Here is a 23,526-nt window from a genome sequence, read left to right on the forward strand (position 1 = left end):
GAGATGATCGACAGTCTATCGCGGGACAAGCCCGCTCCTACAGTGCCCCGCCGCCTTTCAGAATGTTTTGCTTGCGCTGGCCACCAGGGTGGCCGAGCACAGGTCGTCATAGCCGTACCAGCTCATGCACTCGCTTTTCTTCAGGTCGGTGTCGATGTAGCTCAAGCCCCAGGTGACCCCGAAGAACGCCCGGGTCAGTTTGACTTCCCACTCGTAGTAGGCGTCGCGGTTGTCGCCGTTGGTGGCCCAGAACGCAGGGTCCTTGACGTCGTTGTAGCCCACGCGCAGCTCAACGCCGACGTCGGCAGGCAGGGTGAAGCTGTAGCCCAGGTAGCTGTACAGGGTGTCCTGGTCTTCGCCAAAGGCGTTGGGGGTGTCACTCGAGTAATTGGCACCCAGCTTGACCCCGTACAAGTCGAGGATGGCGTACACCTCGCTCATGTTGAACTGGCCTTCCTTGGGGTAGCTGTACTTGAGGTAGCCCAGGTCCAGGCTGATGGCATCAGTGGCCTGCCAGTACCAGCCGGCGTAGTAGTCCACCTCCTGGCGGGTCTTGTAGTCGAAACCGTAGTCGACGTTCGAGGTCCACGCGCCGAGGTACAGGCCACTGCCGTGGATCAAGGTGGCGCCGGCTTGCAGCGCCGGGTCGCCGAGGGTCTGCGAAACGCCACGGGAGCGATAGTCGCTGACGGCGTCCAGGGTCAGCTCCAGGCTGAAGTCGTCGCTCAGGGTCAAGGCCTGGCTGGTCAGTGGCGCCAGCAGCAAGCCGGCAACGGTGAAGATGGTGCGTGCGTTCATACGAAACCCTTGTTGTTATCGGTGTACGGGCAGATTCGTGCAGGCGAGACCTGGCCCCTCGCAGGGCAAGGAACCAGGCATCGGAGGCAGGTATTGGGGTGCGGGAAGCGCGGTCAGGACGCGGGGGCGTACACCTGCTTGCCGGCGAAGAAGGTCTTCAGCACCTGGGTGTCGAACAGCTCGTCGTCGCTGACCTTGAACACGTCGCGGTCGAGCACGATCAGGTCGGCCTGCTTGCCAGGCGCCAGCGAGCCGATCTGCTGCTCAAGGCGCAGGGTCTTGGCAGCATTGAGGGTGTAGGCCTGGAACATGACCTGGCGATCGACGCTCTCCTTGCCGTTGAGCACCCCCAGCGGTCCCTTGCGGGTGATGGCCTGGGCAATGGCGTTCCAGGGGTTGGGGCTGGACACCGGCCAGTCGCTGGCACCGGCAATCGTCGCCCCGGCCTTTTGCAGGGAGTGGGCCGGGTACTGGTAGCCATAGGCCGAGGCGCTGATGTAGGGCTTGACCAGCTCGACGGTGTAGCTCTCGCCGGTGGCCCAGAGCAACTGCATGGAGGCGATCACACCCAATTGCCTGAAGCGCGGGAAGTCCTTGGGATCGACCAGTTGCAGGTGGCTGATGCTGTGGGCCTTGGGGGTAGGGTTGAGCGTGCGCGCATGCTCGACAGCATTGAGCGACTCGCGCACCGCCCGGTCACCCACGGCATGCATGTGTACGATCCAGTCGCGCTGTTCGGCGGCGGCCACCAGTTCGCCAAAGTGCTCGGGTTCGATCAGCAACTGACCGTTCTTGTGGCTGTTGGTGTAGGGCGCAATCACTGCTGCGGTCTGGCCGGGGAACTCGAGCACGCCGTCGACGAACACCTTGATTCCCGGGAAGCTCAGGTTGGGCACACCGTCGAACTGCTTCATCACCTTGGCCAGCACTTCAAGGTCGGCGGGCCGACTCTTGGGGTTGGCGATCATCAAGGCGGCGACGTGGGCACTGAGCTCGCCCTTCTCGGCCAGGGCACGGTACAGCGGCAGTACCCCCACGCTCTGTTCGGTGGCCTTGAAGTCAAACAGCGAGTCACCGCTGCCAGCGTTCGAGGCAGCGTCCATCCATGCGGTGACGCCGTACTGGTTGTTGATCCGCACGGCCTCACGGGCGGCCTTGATCATGACCGCTTCGCTGGCCGGCGGAATCTGGCTGCGCACCTGGTCCCAGCGCGATTCGGAAAAGTAGCCGTTGGGGGTGAAGTCGGCGTCGTGGCCGACGTAGCTGCGGTCCTGCTCCGACATGCCCTTGACCCGTGCCGCGTCGATGTTCAAGCGCTTGAGCATGGCATTGTTGGCCCAGCCGGTATGGCCGTCGATACCGCTGAGCACCAGCGGTTGATCCACCCAGCGCCCCTGGTTGAACAGCTGGCCCAGCTCGCGGCTTTTTTCCCAGTACGCTGAACTGACGCCAGCGATGCTGATGACATCGCCAGCCCGGCCCCGCCCTGCCTCGACCTCGGCCAGGATCCACTGCTCAAGCTCGGGCAACGGCTTTTCTTCGTCCTGCAGGTTGGCGCCAAGGCTGTCGAAGGCCGCGACCACCGGGTGGCTGTGGGTGTCGATCATGCCGGGCATCAGCACCTTGCCGGCGAGGTCGATGCGTTGCGTATGGGCGTCGGCCAGCGCAGCGATCTGGGCATCGCTGCCCACTTGCAGGATCTTGCCATCCTTGACGGCCACCGCTTGCATCAAGCCCTGGCCAGGTTCGGCGGTGAACACCTTGCCGTTGAGCAGCACAAGGTCGGCAGCGGCCATGGCCTGCCAGGAGTACATGGCCAGCGTGGTGGCCAACAGCGTGGGGATCAATCGTTGCATTGGAACGCTCTCTTGTTTTTATCGGGGCTGGGCACACCCTATAGCGCGCCGCAAAAGAGCGAACCTCCGCAAATGAGGAGGGTCAGGCGGTTTTTTCACCCCCTGCATGCCCGGCCCTCAAGGCAGAACCCAGCTCCACCTTGCTCTTGACCCCCAGCTGGGCATAGCAGTTACGCAGGTAGGTGCGCACCGTGGCCGGGCTCAACGACAGGATGCGAGCGATCTCCTTGTAGGAATGGCCAGCGGCGAACAGCATCGCTGCCGTACGCTCGCGGGGGGCGAGCACCACGCCGGGTGGCGGTGCCTCCAGCGACAGGATCACATGCTCGCCATTGGCATTGAGGGTCAGCGCGCAGCGCCCCAGGCGCATCACGCAGGGCACCCTGGCCAACTGCGCGACCACTTCGGGCGGCAACGCCGAACCGTGCCAGCCCGGCACTTCGCGCTCGATCGCCGCGCACAAGCGGGCGCCGATGTACAGCAGGCTGCCGTCCAGGCGTGTCACCCCGAAGTCACTGGCGCCATTGCCGGTGTCGACCCGGATCATGTCCTGTACCTGAAAGCGCCAGAGCTGCAGCAAGTGATCGCAAAATGCAGCGAACAGGCCTTCCTCGCTGGCGTCGAACGCCACGTCGTCGATGCCCCGGTACAGGCAGACAAAGAAATTCAGCCCGCTTTCGGGCAGCTCGAAAGTGATGCACATCAGGTGGTAGAGGTCGTAGCGGCGGGCGAACACGTTGACCGCTTCGACCGGGTCGGTGAACTCGCTGTCGCGCAGTACCCTGCCGGGCCTTGCCAGGGTGTCCAGGGCGAAGCTGTCGAGCCCGGCCACCTGGCGCCATTCGCTGGCAAAGGATGCCGGCAGGTCGATGCGCCCGTGCATCCAGCTGCGCGGCGCGCTACTGGCCCCGACGCCGGACATTTCGCCCCACCACGCCGAGGCGAACGGCACCAGCTCGCGAAAGGCCTGCAGGCCATCGGCGATGAAGTGCGAGCCGCCCTCCTCGCGGGCAAGGCTGGCCAACTGGAGAACACAACGATTGAACGCCTGGAGCGTTGCCATCGACAGCTGTGGTGCCACGAGGGTATTCCTTGTTATTGAGGTTTTTCGCGGGGCAAGCCCGCTCCTCCGGTAGGAGCGGGCTTGCCCCGCGATCAGTCAGTAGACCGCCCCGACCGGATACACGAACGCATTCACGTCATAGAACGGCGTGCGCTGGTAGAACCACTGCAAGCGCGCACCGGGGCTGGCGGCAAACGCCTTGTCATCCTTGAGCTTGTTCTCGAACTCGGCCTTGAGCGCCGGGCTCTCGGCGAGCATCTTGCGCGCCATGGGCTCCATCACGTACTCCTCAGGCTCCTCGGCCACCACCAGGGTCGAGTTGAAGAAGCCCCAGGCCCAGAACGAATCCGGGCTTTGCGGGTACAGCAAGTTGACCGCCAGCACGCCCAGCGGCTGGTCCAGGTCGATCACCACCGAGCCCACCGCAAAGGTCTGCAAGCGCTCGAACGGCTTGCCCACGCCGCTGACCGGCAGGCGGCCTTCATAGCCGGGGATCTGGTTGGGTTGGCTGCGATCGGGTTCAAAGCCACCCGCCACCTTGACCTGGTCCATGCGGTAGAGGGTGACCGCCATGGCGGTGGGTTTGTCCAGGGTGGTCATCTGGATGCCATGGGCCTTGAGCCGGGCGATCACCTCGCGCCACTGGGCCGGCACCACGTACTGCTGCGGGCGCTTGACCACCAGGTCTGGCTCGGTGTTGCCGGTGACCGGGACGGTGAGTTTTTTCGGCTTGTTGCTCCAGACAATGGTCTTGGCACCGGTGATCGGCGACTGCTCGTAGCGGTAGTCACCCACGGTGAACGGTGTGGTTTGCGCCTTGCCCGGTTTCCAGGTGAGGGTCACCTCCTGCTGGGTTTCCAGGCGCTCGCGGTCCTGGCGGATGGCCTCCCTGAGCGAGGCCGACTGGTCGCCGATCACCTGGATCATGCTCTTGAGCATCACGTAGTTGCCCAGCACCTGGGTCTGGTACGGGTGCAGCGCATGCTGCTCGATCAGGATCGACGGCACATTGCGAATGTCGCCGTACTGGTTGGAAAACCGTGCGTAGTCGGTGCGGTACGGGTAGTAACCCTGGGTCGGGTCCTGGTTGTCGTTGAGGCTGATGCACTCGTGCACCACATGGCCGTCCGCTTCCAGGGCCTGGTACACCGGCGCGCGCATCACCGTGTCCATCCAGGCACTGCTGGCCGGCGACCAGCCGTTGCCGTTATGGCAATAGGAGCTGTCGTAGGGGTACATGGCGCCGTCGGTGGAATGGGTATCGGCGAAGAAGCTCAGGTCATAGGTGTTGAACACCCAGGCAACGTTGCGGATCTCGGCGCTGTCGAGCTTGGTGAAGTCGCGGTTGAGGTTGTAGTTCAACCCATTGACCCGCCAGCCGGTTTCCCGCGGGCCGTTCTGGTTGATTCGGCCGTAGGCACTGCGGCGCAGGTCGCCGTCGATGTTGACAGTGGGAATGAACAGGATGTTGACCTTGGCCAGCAGGCCGGCCAGCGGTTTGTCGCCCGTGGCCATGTCCCGCAGCAACATGAACATGGCGTCCTTGCCGTTGGCCTCCCCGGGGTGAATCTCGGCTTCGACGAAAATTGTCGGCTTGCCCGAATCGTTGAGCCCCGCCGGCGATTTGTCGACCTCGAGCGACGCGATGGCCATCACCATCGGGTGGCCCTCGGCACTTTTTTCCGGCAGATCGTGCAGCACGATACTGCCGCCGGAGGCCGCCGCCAGCTTGGTCAGGTAGGCGCGGGTTTCCTCGTAGTTGCTGGTTTGGTCGAAGCCGCTGGCCTCGGCCCGGGTAATCAGCGGGTCATCCGCATTGGCGATGTAGCGGGTGCTGGCCAGGGCCTGTTCGAACATCGGCGGCAGGATGCGCTGCTTGGCCGCCTCGAGGTAGCCGCTATCGTCTATGTAGGAAGGCGCGCCGGGCAGCGCCGCCAATGCCGGCAAGCCAGCGCTCATCAGCATCGCGGCAACGAGTGGCTGCAGAAGCGGGTGTTTCATGATGTTTCCCTATCATGAGAGGCAGACGCCACCTTAAACCACAATGCCAAGCCAGACGAGAGGTCTGATCGCCATGCTCGACAACCTGTTCCAGCCGCTGCCCATCGACACCACCCGGGAACACTTCGACGACATGCTCAGCCGCCCGGGCCTGCGCATCGAGCGCATCGTCTCATTCGGCCAGACCAGCCCGCCGGGATTCTGGTATGACCAGCCGCAGAGCGAATGGGTCGTGGTCCTCAGCGGCTCGGCAGGCGTGCGCCTGGAGCACGAGGCGAGTGAACGGCACTTGCGCCCGGGCGACAGCCTCGAACTGCCTGCCCATTGCCGCCACCGGGTCGAATGGACCGACAGCACCCAACCCACCATCTGGCTGGCAGTGCACTGGACCCTGTAGAAGCGGGCTTGGCCGGCGATAGCACGTTGGCGGTCACATCGTCTTGCGGGGCAAGCTCGCTCTACAAGTAGGGTTGTTCTTCGCCGGGGCTGCGCTCGAAATGGCGCTTGTACTCGCGGCTGAACTGCGAAGTGCTCTGATACCCCACCCGGTGGGCCACCTGCGCCACGCCCAGCCCCTCGCCGATCAGCATCTGCTGGGCCTTGAGCAAGCGCAGGCGCTTGAGGTACTGCATCGGCGAAAGCAACGTACTGCGCTTGAAATGCTCATGAAAGGTCGAAGCACTCATGTTCGCGCACCTCGCCAACGCCTCGACACTCAGGGGCTCGGCATAGTGCTCGCGCAAGTGAGCCAGGGCTGCGGCAATACGGGCGAAATGCCCCTGCTGCTCGACCAGCGCCCGCAACACCCCCGCCTGCGGACCACGCAGGGCTACATACAACACTTCCCGCACACGCGCCGCCCCCATCACCTGACTGTCGAGCGGATCCTGCAAGCAGCGCAACAAGCGCTCGACACTGTCACGCATGGCGTCATCGAGCACCGCCGACGTCATCGATTCTGGCGTCTGCGCCGCGATCGCCCGATCCGCCGGCAACCCCATGCTCTGCACCAGCTCGCCCAGCACTATGCGGTCGATGGCCACCGATACCCCCAGCAGCGGCTCCTGTTCGGTGGCGAAGGTCTCGCACATGAACGGTACCGACAGCGCCTGCACCAGGTAATGCCCCGCCCCGTACTCCAGGGTGCGCGGCCCCAGGCGCGCCAGCTTGCTGCCCTGGGCGAGGATCATCAGGCTGGGTTCATAGATCTGTGGGCTGCTGGCCACGTAGTTGCTGGCCGACAGCACCTGCACCTGGGGCACGGCGGTGTCGACGAAGCCCGGACGCACGGCAAGGGTGCGGATCAGGGTGCAAAGGTTGGCGTTGGCATCAACGTGGCGGGTCAGCTGCATGAAAAACCAGGACGGAGGAATAGACACTGCCATGATCGCAGCTTGGCGGGCCGCTGTGTGCAAGCTCCACGCAAATCCGGAGCTTTAGGCATGACTGGCGGAGGAATGGCGGTGGGCAGTGCCCCTGCCCCTGCGGACAATGCGCAGCCTTACCCGCTTAAACGTTTTACCGAGGTTTCCTCCATGTACACAGCTATCGGTTACGCCGCCCAATCCGCCACCGCGCCCCTGGCGCCCATGACCTTCCAGCGCCGCGCCCTGCGCCCCGACGACGTGGCCATCGAGATCCTCTACTGTGGCGTCTGCCATTCGGACATCCACCAGGCTCGCAACGAATGGGGCATTGCCGTGTACCCGCTGATGCCCGGCCACGAGATCGTCGGCAGGGTCACCGCCGTGGGCGCCGAGGTCAGTCGCTACCGGGTCGGCGACAACGTCGGCGTCGGTTGCATGGTCGATTCGTGCCAGCACTGCGACGCCTGCCGTGCCGATCTCGAGCAGTACTGCCTCGAAGGCCCGACCATGACCTACGCCACCCCGGACCGTATCGACGGCAGCAACACCATGGGCGGCTACTCCAACAGCATCGTGGTCAGCGAGCGTTTCGTCCTGCGCATCCCGGCCGCCCTCGACCTGCCCGGCGCCGCACCGATCCTCTGCGCCGGGATCACCACCTACTCGCCGCTCAAGCACTACGGGGTCAAGCCCGGCGACCGCGTGGGCATCCTGGGCATGGGTGGCCTGGGCCACATGGGCATCAAGTTCGCCAAGGCGATGGGCGCCGAAGTCACCCTGTTCACCCGTTCGCAGAGCAAGGCCGAGGAAGCTCGCCGCCAGGGCGCCGACCATGTGATCGTGTCCACCGACCCTGCGCAGATGCAGGCAGCGGCCGAGCAGTTCGACTTTCTGCTCGACACCATCCCGGTCCAGCATGACCTGAACCCCTACCTGCAAACCCTGAAGTTCGACGGTGTGCACATTCTGGTTGGCCTGATCGAGCCGGTAGACCCCGCCCTGCACGCCGCCAACCTGGTGATGAAGCGCCGGGTGCTGGCCGGCTCGCTGATCGGTGGCATCGCCGAAACCCAGGAGGTGCTGGAGTTCTGTGCCGAGCACGACATCCGCTGCGACATCGAGATGCTCGACATCCGTCACATCAACGAAGCCTACAGCCGGATGATCGCGGGCGATGTGAAGTACCGGTTTGTGATTGATATGGCTACGCTCAAAGGCTGAAGGAACAACTTCAGGTGCAGGGGCTCGCTCAAGGTCCCTGCCAGCCAACCGGGTTTCTCCAAGGAGAAGCAGCCATGAGCAAAGCCAAAGCCGGCACCGTCAAATCCCCTCCTGCCAAACCTGCGGTCACCCGCACCCCGATCCCCGGTCGTTTGTTCGACGCCCGCCCCGACCGCCTGGATTTTCGCGACCTGCCCTACGCACCACCGCTACGCTCCCTGCCGCCGTGTTGGCCGCCGCAGACTGACCTGGCGATTTACCTGAAAAGCTATGTGGCCCAAGGCCTGGTGCTGGATCAAGGCAACGAGGGCGCCTGCACCGGGTTCGGCCTGGCCTGCGTGGTCAACTACTTGCTCTGGCTCCAACACCTTGAACTGGGCAACACGGGCACCTTCGAATCGGTCAGCCCACGCATGCTCTATGAGCTGGCCCGCCGCTACGACGAGTGGCCGGGCGACGACTACCAGGGCTCCAGTTGCCGGGGCGCGCTCAAGGGCTGGCACAAGCACGGGGTGTGCACTGAAACACTGTGGCCATTTTCGACCCAGGGGTTCATCCGCCCACTGCCGCGCTGGGATACCGACGCCGCCAGGCGGCCACTGGGCGTGTACTACCGCGTCGACAGCAATGCCGTGGTCGACCTGCAGGCGGCGATACTGAACATTGGCGCGGTGTACGTCTCGGCATCCGTGCATGACGGCTGGGAAAGCCTCATGCACAAGCGCGCCACCGCCGTACCGAAGAACCTCGACAGCCTGCCGGTCATACCGCCTGCGCAATCGCCCGGCGCGCTGGGTGGCCATGCCTTTGCAATTGTCGGCTACGACCAGCGCGGCTTCGTGATCCAGAACTCGTGGGGCACCCGCTGGGGGCGTTCGGGCTTTGCCGTGTTACCGTATGAAGACTGGGTGATTCATGGCACCGATGCCTGGGCCTGCGCACTGGGTGTGCCGCAACAGCTATTGGCCCCAGGCAATGCCAGGCCCGGCATGTCGGGGTTGCGCAATCAAGTGGCCTCGGCCTTTCGCGTCGGCTCCGGACGCTCGCTGACCGGTCTTGACCGTTCGGCGCGGGTACCGGGCAATCCGGTGGACGACCCCTGGCCTTTCGATCACCCGTTCAACGAACCCCGCTACCAGCCGGTGAGCACGCCCCGGGCCTATGAGCTCACACTGGTGACCGGCAATGATGGAGAGATCGTGCCCACCGATTTCACCCGTGGCCCGCTGGACCGCGCCGGGCTGGTCAAGGAGGTGGTGCATGAGCGGCCAATGGCGTGGCTGCAGGCACAAACGCAGAAAAAGCTGTTGCGCATGGTGCTGTACGCCCATGGCGGGCTGAACAATGAAGATGAGTCGATCCAGCGCATCCGGGTGCTGGCGCCGTATTTTCTGGCCAATGGCATCTACCCGCTGTTCATGACCTGGAAGACCGGTCCGGGCGAAACCCTGGCCGACATGGCCGAGGACTGGCTGCGCAAACTGTTCGGCACCGATGCTCGTGTCAGCGGCGTGGGGGACCTGGCGTCGGAGGCCAAGGACCGCGCCATCGAGGCCCTCGCCCATGTGCTGGGCACCGGGATCTGGTCGCAGATGCGCAGCAACGCCCGTGACAGCAGCCAGCCCGGCCATGGCCTGGACCTGGTCAGCCGGGCCTTGCAGGCGCTGTCCGCGGACCTGCAGGCCCGAGGTGCAAAACTTGAGCTGCACCTGGTGGGTCATTCCGCAGGGTCGATCCTGCTCGGCCATCTGCTCGACCTGCTGGGCAGGAACACGACACAACCGCTCAAGGTGCAGAGTTGCGAGCTGTTTGCCGCCGCCTGCTCCACCGGCTTTGCCCTGGAGCATTACCTCAAGGCCCATGCCAATGGCGTGTTGAGCCTGGATCAACTCTGGCTCGATGTGCTGAGCGATGACAATGAAAAGGATGACGGCCTGCCGACGCCTGGGGTCGCCGCCTATGGCAAGTCGCTGCTGTACCTGGTGTCGCGCGCCCTGGAGGATGTGCGCAAGCAACCCCTGCTGGGCATGGCGCGCGCGCTGGACAAGCGCTTTGCCAACGACCGGGACCAATGGGATGCCAGCACCCTGCCCGCCATTCAGACATGGCTGGCGAACTGGCCGACCAAGCCCGACCGGTTGCGTATCTGGCAGTCGCCCCGGGTGAGGAACACCCGTGACGGCCAACAGATACCCTCGACCCACGGCTCCTTCGACAACAACATTGAAGTGCTCACCTTCGTGCTCATGCGCATCCTCGGCAAGCAGCTTATCGGCCCCTTGGAGTGGCTGGACTATTGAGCCTGCAGGCCGTCAGCCTTTGACGGCCTTGAGCATCCCGCGCTCGACAATGAAGTCGATGACCCGCTGCAGCCCCTGCCCGGTCTTGAGGTTGGTGAAGGTCCAGGGACGCTCCGGGCGCATGCGCTGGGTGTCCTTTTCCATCACCTCGAGGGAGGCGCCCACATAGGGCGCCAGGTCGATCTTGTTGATCACCAGCAAATCCGACTTGGTAATGCCCGGCCCGCCCTTGCGCGGGATCTTCTCCCCTTCGGCCACATCGATCACGTACACGGTAAGGTCGGCCAGCTCCGGGCTGAACGTGGCGCTCAGGTTATCGCCACCACTCTCGACGAAGATCACGTCGAGGTTGCCGAAGGTGCGCGCCAGCTCCTCCACCGCCGCCAGGTTCATCGAGGCATCTTCGCGAATGGCGGTGTGCGGGCAGCCGCCGGTTTCCACGCCGACGATGCGCTCCGGAGCCAGGGCACCGGCTTCGGTGAGGATGCGCTGGTCTTCCTTGGTGTAGATGTCGTTGGTCACCACGGCGATTTCATAGTGATCGCGCATGGCCTTGCACAGGGCTTCGAGCAGCGCGGTCTTGCCGGAACCGACCGGGCCGCCGACACCGACGCGCAGGGGTTGCTGGTAGCTTTGCATGGGGCTTTCCTCAGGATCGGAACAATCGGGTGTATTGGGTTTCGTGACGCGCCGAGGCAATCGCCAGCAGCGGCAGGCCGCCACCGAGCTGGTCATCGGCTAGTTCAAGGGCACGCTCAAGCACCGCAGGCAGCTCGGCGCACAGGTCACGCAACAGGGTCTGCGCCGCCTGCTGACCGAACGGCACCAGCTTGACCCCGGCCATCACGGCCCCTTCAAGCCAGGTGAAGCCAAGGCCCAGGGCCAGGTCGCGCAGCGGGATATCCCAGTGCGCGCCCAGCCAGGCCATGCCACCGAGCTGGCTCAGGGCCAGGCTCGACCGCCACGCTGGCGCCTGGCACAGCTGCCAGCCATCGAGCAGCCGGGCCAGGGCCATGCCACGCTGGCGCTCTTCCAGGCGCAGTTCGGCGGTTTCACGGTTGGCCAGCAAGAACTGGCTCCAGCCTGCGAACGCCGGCGCATCGTCATCGCGGCACGCCTGGTAGAGGCGCGCCAGCACGGGCCAGTCGAGGCAGCCTAGGGTGTCGTGCAACTGTTGCCGCTGCCACTGGCCAAAGCCGTCGGCGCCCTTTACCCAACCGGCCTCGACGGCCCACTCCAGTCCTTGCGAATAGGTAAAGCCGCCCACCGGCAAGTTGGGGCTGGCCAGCTGCAGCAGGCGCAGCAGCTTCAAGTCGCTGTTCATCAGCCGGCCAGTACCAATGCGGCCCCGGCCAGCAAACCACCGCCGCAGGCTTTTTGCAGGCCGGTGTGGCGACGCAGCAGGCAACCGCCGGCAAAACCTGCCAGCAACAGCAGGCCGCTGACGCTGACAAAGCCTGCGCTGAACATCCAGAACGCACCGGGGCTGGCCTCAACGCCGTGGGCCCAGCCATGGAACAGGGCGAACACCGGCATGGCCAGGGCCAGCAGCACTTGGCGACGCGGCAGCAACAAGGCGCCCGCGGCGACCAGCAACGAGCCGATGATCATCTGCTCCATGCCGATCACCCCGCCAAACACATGGCCCAGCAAGGCACCGCCGAACATCGCCGCGAGGGTCAGCAACGGCAGCGCCAGGGTCCGGCCGGTCAAGGCGGCGAGCACGCCGGTGCCCAACAGCATCAGCAGATGGTCAAGGCCTGTGAGCGGGTGCAGCAAGCCGTCCTGCAACGGGTTGGCATCGTGCCCCGGATGGGCAAGCACAGGGACCGCGAACAGCAGCAGGGCAAGGGCCAGGAAGGTTTTCATCGGGGTATCTCCGTATAAGAATCAGTGTTGCGCGATGCGCACGAAGGGATGGTCGTTGTGGGCATGGCTGTGCGGCGCGCTCTGGTACGCGCCAGCCTCGGGCTCGAACGGTGCCTGCTCCACCGTGACCTGCAGGCCCAGGCCGCGGACCATCTCGTCCAGAACATGGTCATGCTGGTAACGCACAAAATCGGCTTCGATCTGCAGCGGCACATGGCGGTTGCCCAGGTGGTAGCTGGCTCGCGCCAGCAGCAAGGGGTCGGCGCAGCGCACGGTCGATACCTGCTCGGCTGCCGCCAGCACCCGCACGACCTCGCCGCCCTGCTCTGTCGCCAGCAGTTCGCCGCCACGCAGCAACTGGCCACGCTCCAGGAACAGCCCGGCCTCACGACCGTCGTCCAACGTGACACGCACACGGCTCTTGATGCGGGTATCCACACTCAAGGTGACGGTGCCACTGACGTGCTCGGCGTCCGCTACCCGACGGGTCAAAAGAATCATGTTCGCTCCTTCAGAACAGAAAATAACGTTGCGCCATCGGCAGCACCGTGGCCGGTTCGCACACCAGCAGCTCGCCGTTGGCGCGCACCTCGTAGGTTTGCGAGTCCACCTCGATCACCGGCAGCAAGCCGTTGTGGACCATGTCGCCCTTGCGCACCGTGCGACAGCCGCTGGCCACGCCGATCAGGCTGCGCAAGCCCAGTTCCTGGTGAACGCCACGATCCACCGCCGCGCGCGACAGGAAGGTCATGCGCGTGGCATTGCGCGCCGCACCCAGGGCGCCGAACATCGGCCGGTAGTGCACCGGCTGCGGGGTCGGGATCGAGCCGTTGATATCGCCCATGGGCGCCATCGCGATCATCCCGCCCTTGATCACCAGCGCAGGCTTGACCCCGAAGAACGCCGGCGCCCAGAGCACCAGGTCGGCCAGCTTGCCGGCCTCCACCGAGCCCACTTCGTGGGCGATGCCGTGGGTCAGTGCCGGGTTGATGGTGTACTTGGCGATGAAGCGCTTGACCCGAAAGTTGTCGCTGTAGCGGGTGTCCGGGGCCAGTGGCCCGCGACGACGCTTCATTTGGTCGGCGACCTGCCAGGTGCGCAGCACCACCTCGCCGACCCGACCCATTGCCTGGGAGTCGGACGAAGTCATGGAGAAGGCACCGATGTCGTGGAGGATGTCTTCGGCGGCAATGGTCTCGCGGCGAATGCGCGACTCGGCAAAGGCCACGTCTTCGGCGATGCTCGGGTCCAGGTGGTGGCAGACCATGAGCATGTCCAGGTGTTCGTCGACCGTGTTGATGGTGTAGGGCAAGGTCGGGTTGGTGGACGATGGCAGCACGTTGGCAAAGGCGGCGGCGCGGATGATGTCGGGTGCATGACCGCCCCCGGCACCTTCGGTGTGGAAGGTATGGATGGTGCGGTCGCCGATGGCCGCCAGGGTGTCTTCGACACAGCCGGACTCGTTGAGGGTGTCGGTGTGAATGGCCACCTGCACGTCCAGCTCTTCGGCCACGCCCAGGCAGCAGTCGATGGCGGCCGGGGTCGAGCCCCAGTCTTCGTGCAGCTTCAAGCCCACCGCACCGGCATGGATCTGCTCGCGCAACGCCTCAGGCTGCGAGGCGTTGCCCTTGCCGAGCAGGCCGATATTGATCGGCAGCTCATCGGCGGCCTGGAGCATGCGCGCCAGGTACCAGGGCCCGGAGGTGCAGGTGGTGGCATTGGTGCCGGTGGCCGGCCCGGTGCCGCCGCCGATGAAGGTGGTGATGCCGGAGGTCAGAGCCTCCTCCACCTGTTGCGGGCAAATGAAATGGATGTGCGAGTCGATGCCGCCTGCCGTGACAATCTTGCCCTCGGCGGCGATCACTTCGGTGGCCGGGCCGATCGGCAAGGTGACGCCGGGCTGCACATCGGGATTGCCGGCCTTGCCGACGCCGAAGATGCGTCCGTTCTTGATGCCGATGTCAGCCTTGACGATACCCCAGTGATCGATGACCAGGGCATTGGTCAACACCAGGTCCATGGCCTTTGCCGCGAGCATCTGGCCCTGGCCCATGCCGTCGCGGATCACCTTGCCGCCACCGAACTTGACCTCCTCGCCGTAGACCGTGAAGTCCTTTTCCACCTCCACCCACAACTCGGTGTCGGCCAGGCGCACGCGATCACCTACGGTGGGGCCGAACATGTCGGCATAGGCGCGTCGGGAAATCCGGCTCATCCGTGCACCTCCAGCTTGCCCATGACCTTGCCCTGAAAGCCGTACACCTCGCGCTTGCCAGCGTAGGGCACCAGGGTCACGGTGCGCGCCTGGCCCGGCTCGAAACGCACCGCGGTGCCGGCGGCGATGTCCAGGCGACAGCCCAGGGTGGCCTCGCGGTCGAACACCAGGCAGTCGTTGACCTCATGGAAGTGGTAGTGCGAACCGACCTGCACCGGCCGGTCGCCGTGATTGGCCACGGTGACGCTGACCCGCGTGTAGCCCACATTGAGCTCGATGTCGCCGTCGGCGACCTGTACTTCTCCGGGAATCATCCTGCGCTCCTAGACAATCGGGTCATGCACGGTCACAAGCTTGGTGCCGTCGGGAAAGGTCGCCTCTACCTGGACGTCGGGAATCATCTCGCTCACCCCTTCCATCACCTGGTCGCGACTCAGTACTTCGCGGCCCAGGTTCATCAGCTCGGCGACGGTACGCCCGTCACGGGCACCCTCCATCACCGTGGCGCTGATCAGCGCCACCGCTTCCGGATAGTTGAGTTTCAGGCCGCGGGCCAACCGGCGCTCGGCGAGCAAGGCGGCGGTGAACAACAACAGTTTGTCTTTCTCTCTCGGGGTCAGCTCCATGGCGTTCTCTCAAGTGGCCCAGATGCGCGGCGGGCATGGCGCCAGGCCGACCACCTGGGGTCGCAGGGCATGCCAGATCCGCTGCAGGGTGAGTTGCAGGCGTTGGTTGTCGTGGTCCAGCAGGCGCACCACCAGCAGTTGGCCGAGCAAGGTCGCCCCGGCCGGCATGGCCAGGTCGTGGATCAGCGTACGGGTGTGCTCGAGCAAGGCCTCGCTGGCCGGGTAGGCGCAGAAGGTGGCCTGTAGCGGGTAGCCGCCGAGCTTCTGCAGCTGGCCGCCTTCGATGCGCAGGCGTTCGTGCAGGCCGGGGTCGTCGGGCAGGTCGATTTGCAGGCGGCTGTCCAGGGCCCCGTGACTGAAAGGTTCGCTCATCACCGGGCGGCCCAGGCACAGGGTTTCCCAGGCCAGCAGGCGCGCGCCGGGCTCCAGGCTGAAGCGGTTTTCAAGGCGCACGCGGGCGCCGGGAAAGCAGATGCTGCCCTGGGGCAGCCACTCCAGCACGCTGTCGGCGGCGAGGTGAAAGTGCTGGTTGAGGGTCGAGGTCTGGCCGTTGCTGCGGTAGAACTTGGTGGCCCCGGGCATGGTCAGCAGCGCATGGCTGCCGGCGGCGAGGTGCACATCGAGCACCAATTTGTCGCCACCGACCACCCCGCCGGGCGGGTGCAGCACATAAACGTGGCACGGAGCGCCCTCGGGGTAGAACGGACGCTGCACCAAAAGAGGACCAAAATGTCGCCGCGCACCAATACAGGTCTTCTGCCCCCTGCGCACGAAGTGCAGCATCAGCTCGGCGCTCCAGCCGGGGCTGTGGGCAGTGAGGTCCAGTGGTTGGGCAAGCGTCATGCATCTGATCCCTGTAAATACGGAGTCCGACCGGCTTGATGGATCGCTCATACCTCGGTTCTTGCGGTGCAGCGGTCGAGGTTTGACCAATCGATCAGCAATCGATACAGGGGACAAAGCACATAGCGGGCCAGATGTGCAGGAGCAGGTTTGAGGTGATCATCCAGACACGCCGAACCTGTGGGAGCGGGCTTGCCCGCGATCGGCCGCAGCGGCCGTTGGCCAGGCAACGCCTAAAGTGCAGGCTGTACTGGCCTCTCGCCGGGCAAGCCCGCTCCCAACAGCCCTACTGCGCCTGCGGCATCTCTCCCCGCGCCAACCGCGCGTTGATGTCTTCGATCACCGCCGGCAGCTCGGCGATGGTGTCGATCAGGTAATGAGGGCGCGAACCTTCGAACATCCGACCGATCCGCGCACGCTCCTGCTCAAGGAGCTCCAGCGGCAAGGCTTTGTAGCCTGCATAAGACAACCCCAGGGCATTGCCCGAGCAGGTCAGTGCCACGGTCCACATGCCCGCACGGCGCCCCTCCAGGATGCCCGGCCAGGTATCGTCGACCTTCACGCACGCCGCCACATCGTCGATGCCCAGGGCGATAACGTTGGCCAGGGCCTGGGCCGGCCACGGGCGGCCATTGGGGGTTTGGTCGGTGGCCACCACATGGTCGGCGACGTAGCCATTGCGCTCGGCCAGTTCGACGACTTTATCCATCACCACCTTCGGATAACCCGAGCACGAACCGATCTTCAGGCCTTGCTCGCGCAGTTGCGCAATGGCCTGCAAGGCCCCCGGGATCAACGCCGAATGTTCGGCGATTTTCTCGATTTGCAGCGGCATGAAACGGTTGTAGATGGCGGTGACGTCGTCGTCGCTGGGGTTGCGACCGAACACCAGGCGATAGCGCTCGGCAATTTGCGGCAGGTCGCACAAGGTACGGATGTGGTCCCACTTGCCCATGCCCATCGGGCCTCGGGCTTCCTCCAGCGACACGGCAACACCAAACTCGGCAAAGGCTTCGACGAAGATCTGGGTGGGCGCAAACGAGCCGAAGTCGACGACGGTACCCGCCCAGTCCAGGACGACCGCTTGCAGGCGTTCAGGGTTTTGATAGTGCATGGTGATTCTCCGGTTTTTCAGGGATGAGAGCGGCCGCGCCTTGCAGCCAAGGCGTTGTCGATGGGCCAGGGTTGAACGGGCCTAGCTGCCGGGGGGTGCGCAGTCGTCGAACAGCTCGGCAATGATCGGACGGTTGCGCCGTGTCGCCAGGCAACACAGGTAGTAGCTGATATGAAACGGTGCTTCGATAAACGACACCGCCTTGGTGCCAGGACGGTCGGCGTACTCCACGGCGGCGACAAAGCCGATGCCGATGCCCTGCACCACCGCATGCACAATGGCCTCGCGGCTGTTGAGTTCCATGGCGCAGTCCAGGGTCACGCCATACCGCTGGCAACCTTCCTCCACCAGTTGCCGAGTACGTGAGGCGGCTTCACGCAATACCAGGCGCTGGCCACTGATCTCGTGCACGCTGACCTGCTCCTGGTGGGCCCAGGGGTGGTCGTCGCGCACCACCGCGAGGATCGGCACCGTGCGATACAGGTGGGTACTCAAGCGCTGGTCGAAGCTCGACAGCGCCAGGATCGCCACGTCGATATCAAAGGCGTAGAGCCGCTCCAGGGTCTGCGCCTCGGTGGTGAACGAGGTGTTCAGGTCGATGTCCGGGTACTGCTGCATCAGGCTGTAGGTCAGGCTCATGGCAATCGGTGGCGACACCGCACCAATGCGCAGCATGCCCTGCTTGCGCTGGCTGAAGCGCTGCAGCAGTTGCACCGCTTCATCCTCCTGGCCGAACAGCCCCTGGGTGATGTCAAACAGCTTGTGCCCCGCCGCGCTCAGTTCGATGTAGCGACCGCGGCGGTGGAACAGCTCGACGGAAAATTTTTTCTCCAGGGTGCTCACCTGCTCGCTGACCGTAGGCTGGCCGACACTCAGGTACTCGGCGGCCAGGGTGAAACTGCCGGTCTTGGCCACCGCGTGAAATGAACGCAACCATTTGTGGTACTGGTACATGAGCAGCTTCTGCTTCCTGGAGTCGGTTCTAGGTTAGATGATCAACGTCGCACGAACAGCGCCACTACCGCACTGCACAGGCAGCTGGCGGTGACGACGATGAAGATCAGCGAGGTATTGCCTGTGGTGTCGAGCATCCGGCCAATCAGTGGCTCGGCCAGGCCGGCGAACAGGTAGGACGAGAAGTTCATCACCCCGGTGGCGGTCCCGGCACGCTTGGCACCGACCAGGTCCGGGCACAGCGCCCAGAAGCTCGAGGCCGGGCCGTAGACGAAGAAGCCGCACAGGAACAAGGCCACCAGGCCGACGGTGCTATGGGCTGGCAGGCTCCACATCCACAGGCTGGTCAGGGCACCGAGGAACATGTAGAGCATGATCGCCAGGTAGCGCTTGGAGCCGAACAGTTTGTCCGAGACCCAGCCGTTACTCAGGGCACCCACCGCCATGCCCACCGGCAAGGCCACGGTGATCCACTTGGGATCGATGAAGCTCTGGCCCGACTTCCAGTCGGCGCCCAGAAAGTGCACCGGTACCCAGACGATCAGGCCGTAGCGCGCCGCGTTCTGAAAACCCAGGGACACCGCGGCAATCAGCAGGCGCACATTCTTGAGCACCGCCTTGTAGCGCTGGGCCGAGCTCTCTTCGCTTTCGTGTCCGACCTCATGGCCCTTGTCTTCGGCGTTGGCCACACCGGTGTCGTCCAGGGGCTTGAAGCCCATGTCCTGTGGCCGCTCGCGGGCCACCAGGTAAAACACGATGCCACCGGCGAGCATCAGCAGCACCGGCAGGCGGAAGATCCAGCGCCACTCCAGGTGCAGCACCTCCAGCACCACCACGGAGGTGACGTACGACAGCACCGAGGCGCACCCGGCAGCGAACACATAAAAGCCATACACCCGGCCACGCTCGCCGGCGCTCCACCAGTTCGACAGCAAGCGACTGCCTGGCGCCCAGCCCAGGGCCTGGAAGTAACCGTTCACGCCCCAGGGCAGGATCAGGCTCATGAACCCGCCGGCAAAGCTGGTCACCCAGTTCGCCGCACACGAGAGCACCGCGCCCAGGCTCATGATCCGCCGCCCGCCGAACTTGTCCGCCAGGTTGCCGTTGATGGCCTGGCCGATGGCATAGGCCCAGAGCATGGCAGTGGACGCCCAGCCGAGGGTTTCCTTGCTCAGGCCGAATTCGGCCTGGATGCCCGGAATGGCAAACCCGAAGGTTTGCCTGCCGGTGTAGAAAAACAGATAGCAGAACATCGCCGCCAGCAACATGCGCCATTGCGCGGTGCGAAACGGTGATGCAGGGACAGCCAGACCGGACAGACTTTCGGCACGATTCATGATGATTTCCTTTCTTGTTCGCTAGCGCGAGCCACGGCCCGCGTCACGGCACTCTTGGTTGGTGCAACAGGAAACAGAGCGACCCTACAGGGTGCCCACAACGTTGGGAAGCGACCTTCAGGCGGCGTCGGCGCCGATGAAGTTCTTGCCCCGGGCGCCCTGCAGGGCATGGGCGATCATCGCCTTGGCCTCATCGGCATCGACGCCATAGTCGGCGAAGTCGGTCTTGACCCCGAGGCTGTGCAGGAAGGTTCGCAAGCGCGAGCGCGCCTGCTCCAGGTCCGGGCCGAACACCCGCTGCAAGGTACGGTCGCGGCCGCCGTCGCGGCCCCAGGCAAGGCCCAGTACCAGCGGCAGGGAGAAGGAGCAGGCAATGCCGTGGGGCACGCCGTGGCGCAGGGTCATTTCATAGGAAATGGAGTGTGCCAGGGCCGTCTTGGTGTTGGAGAACGCCATGCCGGCCTTGAGCGCGGCCAGCGCCATGCGCGCGCGCAGCTCACGGTTGCCCAGGTCGCGCTGCAGTTGCGGCAGGCAGTCGAGGATGTCTTCGATGGCCGACACCGCGAAGGTATCGGAGAGCGGATTGGCGTTGACGTTCCAGATTGCCTCGAGGGCATGGGACAGTGCGTCCAGGCCGGTGGACACCGTCACCCCGGCCGGTACGGTGAGCATCAGGTCGGGATCGACGATGGCCGCCTTCGGCCAGGTGCAATCCAGGTGCAGGGAGTACTTCTTCTGGGCGGCGCTGTCCCAGATGGTCGCCCACGGGGTGACCTCGCTGCCGGTCCCGGCGGTGGTGGGGGCAGCGATCAGGGCCTTGCTGCGAGCGGGCGTGAACGGTTGACCGAGGGCCAGCAGTTGCAGCAGCTCATCGAACTGCCCCGATTCGGTACCGACGATCAGCGCCTTGGCGGTATCGATGGCGCTGCCGCCGCCCAGGGCGATGACGGTATGGCAATCGCCGGCCTCGGCCCAGAATCGCTCGTAGGTGGTGCGCAGTTGCGCCACGTCCGGGTTGGGTTGTACATCTTCGATCACGTAGCACAGGCGCTCGCCCAGCAGGGTCTGGACCTGGTCGACCAGGCCCAGGGCGCGAGCCTCGGGAAAGGTCACCAGGGCGACCTGTTGACCCGCAGTCAGGTCGCTGATGCGGCTGAGGCTGCCGCTGCCGAAGCATGTGGCCACCGGGTTATGGAAATAGGCAGGCATGGCGGTTCCCTTTGTTGTTGTTTTGGCTGGGGACATAGTCATGGCCGCTGCGCTTTGGCTCAAATCGATTGATTCAAGGCTTGCATTGGCTGAACCGATAACAGAAATGGCAGTAACCCGTTGCACAACGTCGACTCCAGTCAAAACGGTACATCGCGGGCGAAGCCGGGCCGTGTCGCGCCCTGGCTCGCCAGACGAGATAGATAGAAAAGCGAGGGGTGAATCAGTGGCGACTGTCGCCCTGGATGCGACGGCGCAAGCGGCTGGAAACCAGGTCGGCGGCCACCACCATCAGGGTGATGACGATGATGCAGGTAGCGGTTTCCTGGTACTTGAACAGCTTCAGGCTGCTGACCAGTTCAAACCCCAGCCCCCCTGCCCCGACCATGCCCAGCACCGTCGCCGATCGCAGGTTGACCTCGAAGCGGTACAGCACCACGGCGATCCAGGCGGTAATCACCTGGGGGATCACGCCAAACACGATCACCTGCAATGGCCGGGCGCCGGTCGCTTGCAAGGCCTCGATCGGCCCCTGGTCGATCTCTTCGATGCTGTCGGCAAAGAACTTGCCGAGCATGCCCACCCCATGCAGCGCAAGGGCCAGCACGCCCGGGAATGGCCCAAGGCCCACCGCCGAGACGAACACCAAGGCCAGGATCAGCTCGTTGATGCTGCGGATCACGTTCAGGGTTTGCCGGGTGCCGGCATACAGCCAGCGATTGCCCTGCAGGTTGCGCGCCGCGAGGAACGCCAGCGGAACGGCAAAGACGATACCGAGCAAGGTGCCCCACAGGGCGATCTGCAAGGTCTCGACGGCCGGCAGCCACAACCGCGGCAGAATGCTCAGGTCAGGCGGCATCGAGCGGGCCAGAAAGTCGCCGATCTGCGGCAGGCCATTGCTCAATTCGCTCCAGCTCAACTGGGTGCCCTGGGCGCTCCAGTGCAGCAATGTCACCGCCAGCAGCACCCAGGCGCCGGTGACGATCCAGCCACGCGGGGTGTCGGGGGTGTTGACCAGCCACTGGTACTGCGTAGGTTGCTGGTTCATCAGGCGATCCCTCCACCGATCTGCATGCAGGGCACCGCCAGCAGGGCCTGGCTGGCATCGGACTGGCGCTCGGCCTGCGGGTAGATACGTTGCAGGCAGGCTTCGTCGAGCGCCTCGCGCTGGCTGTCGAACACCAGCCGGCCATGGGCCAGGCCGACGATGCGGTCGCCGAACTCACGGGCCAGGTCCACCTGGTGCAGGTTGCACACCACGGTGATACCCAGCTCGCGGGTGGCATCGCGCAGGTACTGCATCACCCGTCGGGCGGTCTTGGGGTCAAGGCTGGCGACCGGTTCGTCGGCCAGGATTACCTTGGGCCTCTGGGCCAGGGCGCGGGCAATGCCGACCCGTTGCATCTGCCCACCCGAGAGCGAGTCGGTGCGAGCGCTGGCCTTGTGCTGCAGATCGACCTGTTCCAGGCAATTGAGCGCCAGTGCCACATCGCTGCGGCTGAACAGCTGTAACAGCGAAGCCAGGGTCGACACCGAACCCAGGCGCCCGGTCAGCACGTTCTTGAGCACCGACAAGCGCGGCACCACGTTGTGGTGCTGAAAGATCATCGCCACCTGCCGGCGCAACTCGCGTTGCTGACCTGCGCGCATGGCGTCGATACCGGCAATCTGCAACTCGCCGCTGTCGGCCTGGGCCAAGCGATTCATGCAGCGCAGCAGGGTCGACTTGCCGGCACCGGACTGGCCCAGCACCACCACGAATTCGCCGGCGCCGATATCCAGGTCGATGCCCTTGAGCACCGCGTTGTCGGCGTAGTCCTTGGCCAGGCTGCGCACGCGGATCATTTCATGCTCCGCAGGTCGAGATCGAGGACCTTGGCGGTTTCGCGCACCACGTCATAGGCGGCGTCTGTGGTTGGCTGGAAGCCGTTGAGTTGGCCCTGGTCGCCCCATGGCACGTCTTTGATATTGGCCATGGCAGCGGCGATTTTCTGCTTGAGGGCCGGGTCCAGGTTCTGGCGCCAGACCATCGGCGACTCGGGAATGTCGGATGACGACCAGACAATCTGCAAGTCGTCCGGCTTGATATGCCCCTGGGCCAAGGCGGAGGCATAGATACGATCGGCCACGGCCGCCGCATCGACCTTGCGATTGGCCACGGCCAGGATGCTGGCGTCGTGGGAGCCGGAGAAAATCACCCGGGAAAACACCTGGTCAGGCACATAGCCTGCCGCTTCCAGGCCCGCCTTGGGAAACAGATGGCCAGAGGCCGAGCTTGGGTCGACAAAGGCGAAGGTGTGGCCCTTCAAGTCGCTCAACTGCTTGATGCCGCTGTCCTTGCGCGCCAGGATCTGGCTGCGGTAGGCGCTCTTGCCGGTCTTCTTGGTCACCGCCACGGCGAAGGCATCGACACCGGCCACCTGGTGCGCCAGTACGTACGAGAACGGGCCCAGGTAGGCGACGTCGAGCTTGCCCGAGCGCAGTGCTTCGATCACGCCATTGTAGTCAGTGGCCACGAACGGCTTGACCGGCATGCCGAGCTGGCGCTCCAGGTCCGCCAGTACCTGCTTGCTGCTCTCGATCATGGCCTGGGAGTCTTCGGAGGGAATCAGGCCGATGCTCAACGACGATTGCGCCGAAGCCTGGGTACAGGCCAGCAAGGGCAACAGGGCAAAGCCGGTCAAACGCAGCAGTTTGGCGAACGGGTTCATGGGGAGTGTCCTGCGGTGTTGTTTAAGGTCACTCCACACTAG

Annotated in this window: 23 protein-coding genes; 3 read left to right on the top strand and 20 right to left on the bottom strand. The window is 64.7% G+C overall.

The annotated features are described in order from the left end of the window. Positions 1-57 precede the first annotated feature (57 nt). The 4 genes from NPS58_RS15275 to NPS58_RS15290 all read right to left on the bottom strand — a co-directional run bounded on the left by NPS58_RS15275 (position 58) and on the right by NPS58_RS15290 (position 5,718). The gene (locus NPS58_RS15275) at positions 58-798 is read right to left on the bottom strand and encodes a TorF family putative porin (RefSeq protein ID WP_274116191.1); all 741 of its coding nucleotides are present in this window, start codon (positions 796-798) and stop codon (positions 58-60) included. 113 nt (positions 799-911) lie between these two features. Beyond that, complete coding sequence (locus NPS58_RS15280) at positions 912-2,654, bottom strand: amidohydrolase (RefSeq protein ID WP_274116192.1); 1,743 nt, start codon at positions 2,652-2,654, stop codon at positions 912-914. 82 nt (positions 2,655-2,736) lie between these two features. Continuing rightward, entirely contained in the window at positions 2,737-3,717 is a 981-nt protein-coding gene (locus tag NPS58_RS15285) for a helix-turn-helix transcriptional regulator (protein ID WP_274116547.1), read from the bottom strand. Positions 3,718-3,813: 96 nt separating this feature from the next. Further along, the gene (locus tag NPS58_RS15290) at positions 3,814-5,718 is read right to left on the bottom strand and encodes a M14 family metallopeptidase (RefSeq protein WP_274116193.1); all 1,905 of its coding nucleotides are present in this window, start codon (positions 5,716-5,718) and stop codon (positions 3,814-3,816) included. Between the two features lie 73 nt (positions 5,719-5,791). On the opposite strand from NPS58_RS15290, the gene NPS58_RS15295 reads away from it, so the two are divergent. Continuing rightward, positions 5,792-6,115, top strand: a complete 324-nt coding sequence (locus tag NPS58_RS15295; RefSeq protein WP_274116194.1) for a cupin domain-containing protein — start codon at positions 5,792-5,794, stop codon at positions 6,113-6,115. 61 nt (positions 6,116-6,176) lie between these two features. Here the strand turns inward: NPS58_RS15295 and NPS58_RS15300 are convergent, their stop codons facing one another. Further along, positions 6,177-7,070: an AraC family transcriptional regulator gene (locus tag NPS58_RS15300; protein WP_274116195.1), complete on the bottom strand. Its 894-nt coding sequence runs from the start codon at positions 7,068-7,070 to the stop codon at positions 6,177-6,179. A 183-nt stretch (positions 7,071-7,253) separates the two neighbouring features. Here NPS58_RS15300 and NPS58_RS15305 point away from each other — a divergent pair, with 183 nt between their 5' ends. Together NPS58_RS15305 and NPS58_RS15310 are read left to right on the top strand one after the other, a co-directional pair. After that, complete coding sequence (locus NPS58_RS15305; RefSeq protein ID WP_274116196.1) at positions 7,254-8,306, top strand: NAD(P)-dependent alcohol dehydrogenase; 1,053 nt, start codon at positions 7,254-7,256, stop codon at positions 8,304-8,306. Positions 8,307-8,380: 74 nt separating this feature from the next. After that, a complete protein-coding gene (locus tag NPS58_RS15310) occupies positions 8,381-10,606 on the top strand; it encodes a C1 family peptidase (protein ID WP_274116197.1) in 2,226 nt (741 codons plus the stop codon). Between the two features lie 12 nt (positions 10,607-10,618). Here NPS58_RS15310 and ureG read toward each other — a convergent pair whose 3' ends face one another. The 15 genes from ureG to phnD form a co-directional block, all read right to left on the bottom strand. After that, on the bottom strand, positions 10,619-11,245 hold the full coding sequence (gene ureG, locus NPS58_RS15315; RefSeq protein ID WP_274116198.1) for an urease accessory protein UreG: 627 nt from the start codon (positions 11,243-11,245) through the stop codon (positions 10,619-10,621). A 10-nt stretch (positions 11,246-11,255) separates the two neighbouring features. Next, complete coding sequence (locus NPS58_RS15320; protein WP_274116199.1) at positions 11,256-11,930, bottom strand: urease accessory protein UreF; 675 nt, start codon at positions 11,928-11,930, stop codon at positions 11,256-11,258. Further along, positions 11,930-12,475: a HupE/UreJ family protein gene (locus tag NPS58_RS15325; RefSeq protein ID WP_274116200.1), complete on the bottom strand. Its 546-nt coding sequence runs from the start codon at positions 12,473-12,475 to the stop codon at positions 11,930-11,932. The genes NPS58_RS15320 and NPS58_RS15325 overlap by 1 nt, the downstream gene beginning before the upstream one ends. A gap of 21 nt (positions 12,476-12,496) precedes the next feature. Next, on the bottom strand, positions 12,497-12,976 hold the full coding sequence (gene ureE / locus NPS58_RS15330) for an urease accessory protein UreE (RefSeq protein ID WP_274116201.1): 480 nt from the start codon (positions 12,974-12,976) through the stop codon (positions 12,497-12,499). A 10-nt stretch (positions 12,977-12,986) separates the two neighbouring features. Next, a complete protein-coding gene (ureC, locus tag NPS58_RS15335) occupies positions 12,987-14,690 on the bottom strand; it encodes an urease subunit alpha (protein ID WP_274116202.1) in 1,704 nt (567 codons plus the stop codon). Further along, entirely contained in the window at positions 14,687-15,004 is a 318-nt protein-coding gene (locus tag NPS58_RS15340) for an urease subunit beta (protein ID WP_274116203.1), read from the bottom strand. The genes ureC and NPS58_RS15340 overlap by 4 nt, the downstream gene beginning before the upstream one ends. Before the next feature lie 9 nt (positions 15,005-15,013). Beyond that, positions 15,014-15,316, bottom strand: coding sequence for an urease subunit gamma (locus tag NPS58_RS15345; RefSeq protein ID WP_274116204.1), 303 nt, complete (start codon positions 15,314-15,316; stop codon positions 15,014-15,016). Between the two features lie 9 nt (positions 15,317-15,325). Continuing rightward, a complete protein-coding gene (locus NPS58_RS15350; protein WP_274116205.1) occupies positions 15,326-16,159 on the bottom strand; it encodes an urease accessory protein UreD in 834 nt (277 codons plus the stop codon). A 286-nt stretch (positions 16,160-16,445) separates the two neighbouring features. Further along, positions 16,446-17,273, bottom strand: a complete 828-nt coding sequence (gene phnX / locus NPS58_RS15355; protein WP_274116206.1) for a phosphonoacetaldehyde hydrolase — start codon at positions 17,271-17,273, stop codon at positions 16,446-16,448. Positions 17,274-17,354: 81 nt separating this feature from the next. Next, entirely contained in the window at positions 17,355-18,227 is an 873-nt protein-coding gene (locus NPS58_RS15360) for a LysR substrate-binding domain-containing protein (protein ID WP_274116207.1), read from the bottom strand. Between the two features lie 41 nt (positions 18,228-18,268). Beyond that, positions 18,269-19,564: an MFS transporter gene (locus tag NPS58_RS15365; protein WP_274116208.1), complete on the bottom strand. Its 1,296-nt coding sequence runs from the start codon at positions 19,562-19,564 to the stop codon at positions 18,269-18,271. 117 nt (positions 19,565-19,681) lie between these two features. Further along, positions 19,682-20,773: an iron-containing alcohol dehydrogenase PsrA gene (gene psrA, locus NPS58_RS15370; protein ID WP_274116209.1), complete on the bottom strand. Its 1,092-nt coding sequence runs from the start codon at positions 20,771-20,773 to the stop codon at positions 19,682-19,684. A gap of 223 nt (positions 20,774-20,996) precedes the next feature. Next, positions 20,997-21,821, bottom strand: a complete 825-nt coding sequence (gene phnE, locus NPS58_RS15375; protein ID WP_274116210.1) for a phosphonate ABC transporter, permease protein PhnE — start codon at positions 21,819-21,821, stop codon at positions 20,997-20,999. Then, positions 21,821-22,618, bottom strand: coding sequence for a phosphonate ABC transporter ATP-binding protein (gene phnC, locus NPS58_RS15380; protein ID WP_274116211.1), 798 nt, complete (start codon positions 22,616-22,618; stop codon positions 21,821-21,823). The genes phnE and phnC overlap by 1 nt, the downstream gene beginning before the upstream one ends. Beyond that, positions 22,615-23,484, bottom strand: a complete 870-nt coding sequence (phnD, locus tag NPS58_RS15385; RefSeq protein ID WP_274116212.1) for a phosphonate ABC transporter substrate-binding protein — start codon at positions 23,482-23,484, stop codon at positions 22,615-22,617. The genes phnC and phnD overlap by 4 nt, the downstream gene beginning before the upstream one ends. Positions 23,485-23,526: the final 42 nt, after the last annotated feature.

The sequence above is a fragment of the Pseudomonas putida genome, assembly GCF_028682455.1.
In the GTDB taxonomy this organism is placed as follows: domain Bacteria; phylum Pseudomonadota; class Gammaproteobacteria; order Pseudomonadales; family Pseudomonadaceae; genus Aquipseudomonas; species Aquipseudomonas putida_AA.

Coding starts and splice junctions, on each gene's coding strand:
- NPS58_RS15280 (WP_274116192.1), bottom strand. CDS start 2,654: ATGCAACGATTGATCCCCACGCTGTTGGCCACCACGCTGGCCATGTAC.
- NPS58_RS15350 (WP_274116205.1), bottom strand. CDS start 16,159: ATGACGCTTGCCCAACCACTGGACCTCACTGCCCACAGCCCCGGCTGG.
- NPS58_RS15325 (WP_274116200.1), bottom strand. CDS start 12,475: ATGAAAACCTTCCTGGCCCTTGCCCTGCTGCTGTTCGCGGTCCCTGTG.
- phnC (WP_274116211.1), bottom strand. CDS start 22,618: ATGATCCGCGTGCGCAGCCTGGCCAAGGACTACGCCGACAACGCGGTG.
- NPS58_RS15365 (WP_274116208.1), bottom strand. CDS start 19,564: ATGAATCGTGCCGAAAGTCTGTCCGGTCTGGCTGTCCCTGCATCACCG.
- NPS58_RS15290 (WP_274116193.1), bottom strand. CDS start 5,718: ATGAAACACCCGCTTCTGCAGCCACTCGTTGCCGCGATGCTGATGAGC.
- NPS58_RS15300 (WP_274116195.1), bottom strand. CDS start 7,070: ATGCAGCTGACCCGCCACGTTGATGCCAACGCCAACCTTTGCACCCTG.
- NPS58_RS15295 (WP_274116194.1), top strand. CDS start 5,792: ATGCTCGACAACCTGTTCCAGCCGCTGCCCATCGACACCACCCGGGAA.
- NPS58_RS15340 (WP_274116203.1), bottom strand. CDS start 15,004: ATGATTCCCGGAGAAGTACAGGTCGCCGACGGCGACATCGAGCTCAAT.
- ureG (WP_274116198.1), bottom strand. CDS start 11,245: ATGCAAAGCTACCAGCAACCCCTGCGCGTCGGTGTCGGCGGCCCGGTC.
- NPS58_RS15305 (WP_274116196.1), top strand. CDS start 7,254: ATGTACACAGCTATCGGTTACGCCGCCCAATCCGCCACCGCGCCCCTG.
- ureE (WP_274116201.1), bottom strand. CDS start 12,976: ATGATTCTTTTGACCCGTCGGGTAGCGGACGCCGAGCACGTCAGTGGC.
- psrA (WP_274116209.1), bottom strand. CDS start 20,773: ATGCCTGCCTATTTCCATAACCCGGTGGCCACATGCTTCGGCAGCGGC.
- phnX (WP_274116206.1), bottom strand. CDS start 17,273: ATGCACTATCAAAACCCTGAACGCCTGCAAGCGGTCGTCCTGGACTGG.
- NPS58_RS15285 (WP_274116547.1), bottom strand. CDS start 3,717: ATGGCAACGCTCCAGGCGTTCAATCGTTGTGTTCTCCAGTTGGCCAGC.
- NPS58_RS15345 (WP_274116204.1), bottom strand. CDS start 15,316: ATGGAGCTGACCCCGAGAGAGAAAGACAAACTGTTGTTGTTCACCGCC.
- NPS58_RS15320 (WP_274116199.1), bottom strand. CDS start 11,930: ATGAACAGCGACTTGAAGCTGCTGCGCCTGCTGCAGCTGGCCAGCCCC.
- NPS58_RS15310 (WP_274116197.1), top strand. CDS start 8,381: ATGAGCAAAGCCAAAGCCGGCACCGTCAAATCCCCTCCTGCCAAACCT.
- phnD (WP_274116212.1), bottom strand. CDS start 23,484: ATGAACCCGTTCGCCAAACTGCTGCGTTTGACCGGCTTTGCCCTGTTG.
- NPS58_RS15360 (WP_274116207.1), bottom strand. CDS start 18,227: ATGTACCAGTACCACAAATGGTTGCGTTCATTTCACGCGGTGGCCAAG.
- ureC (WP_274116202.1), bottom strand. CDS start 14,690: ATGAGCCGGATTTCCCGACGCGCCTATGCCGACATGTTCGGCCCCACC.
- phnE (WP_274116210.1), bottom strand. CDS start 21,821: ATGAACCAGCAACCTACGCAGTACCAGTGGCTGGTCAACACCCCCGAC.
- NPS58_RS15275 (WP_274116191.1), bottom strand. CDS start 798: ATGAACGCACGCACCATCTTCACCGTTGCCGGCTTGCTGCTGGCGCCA.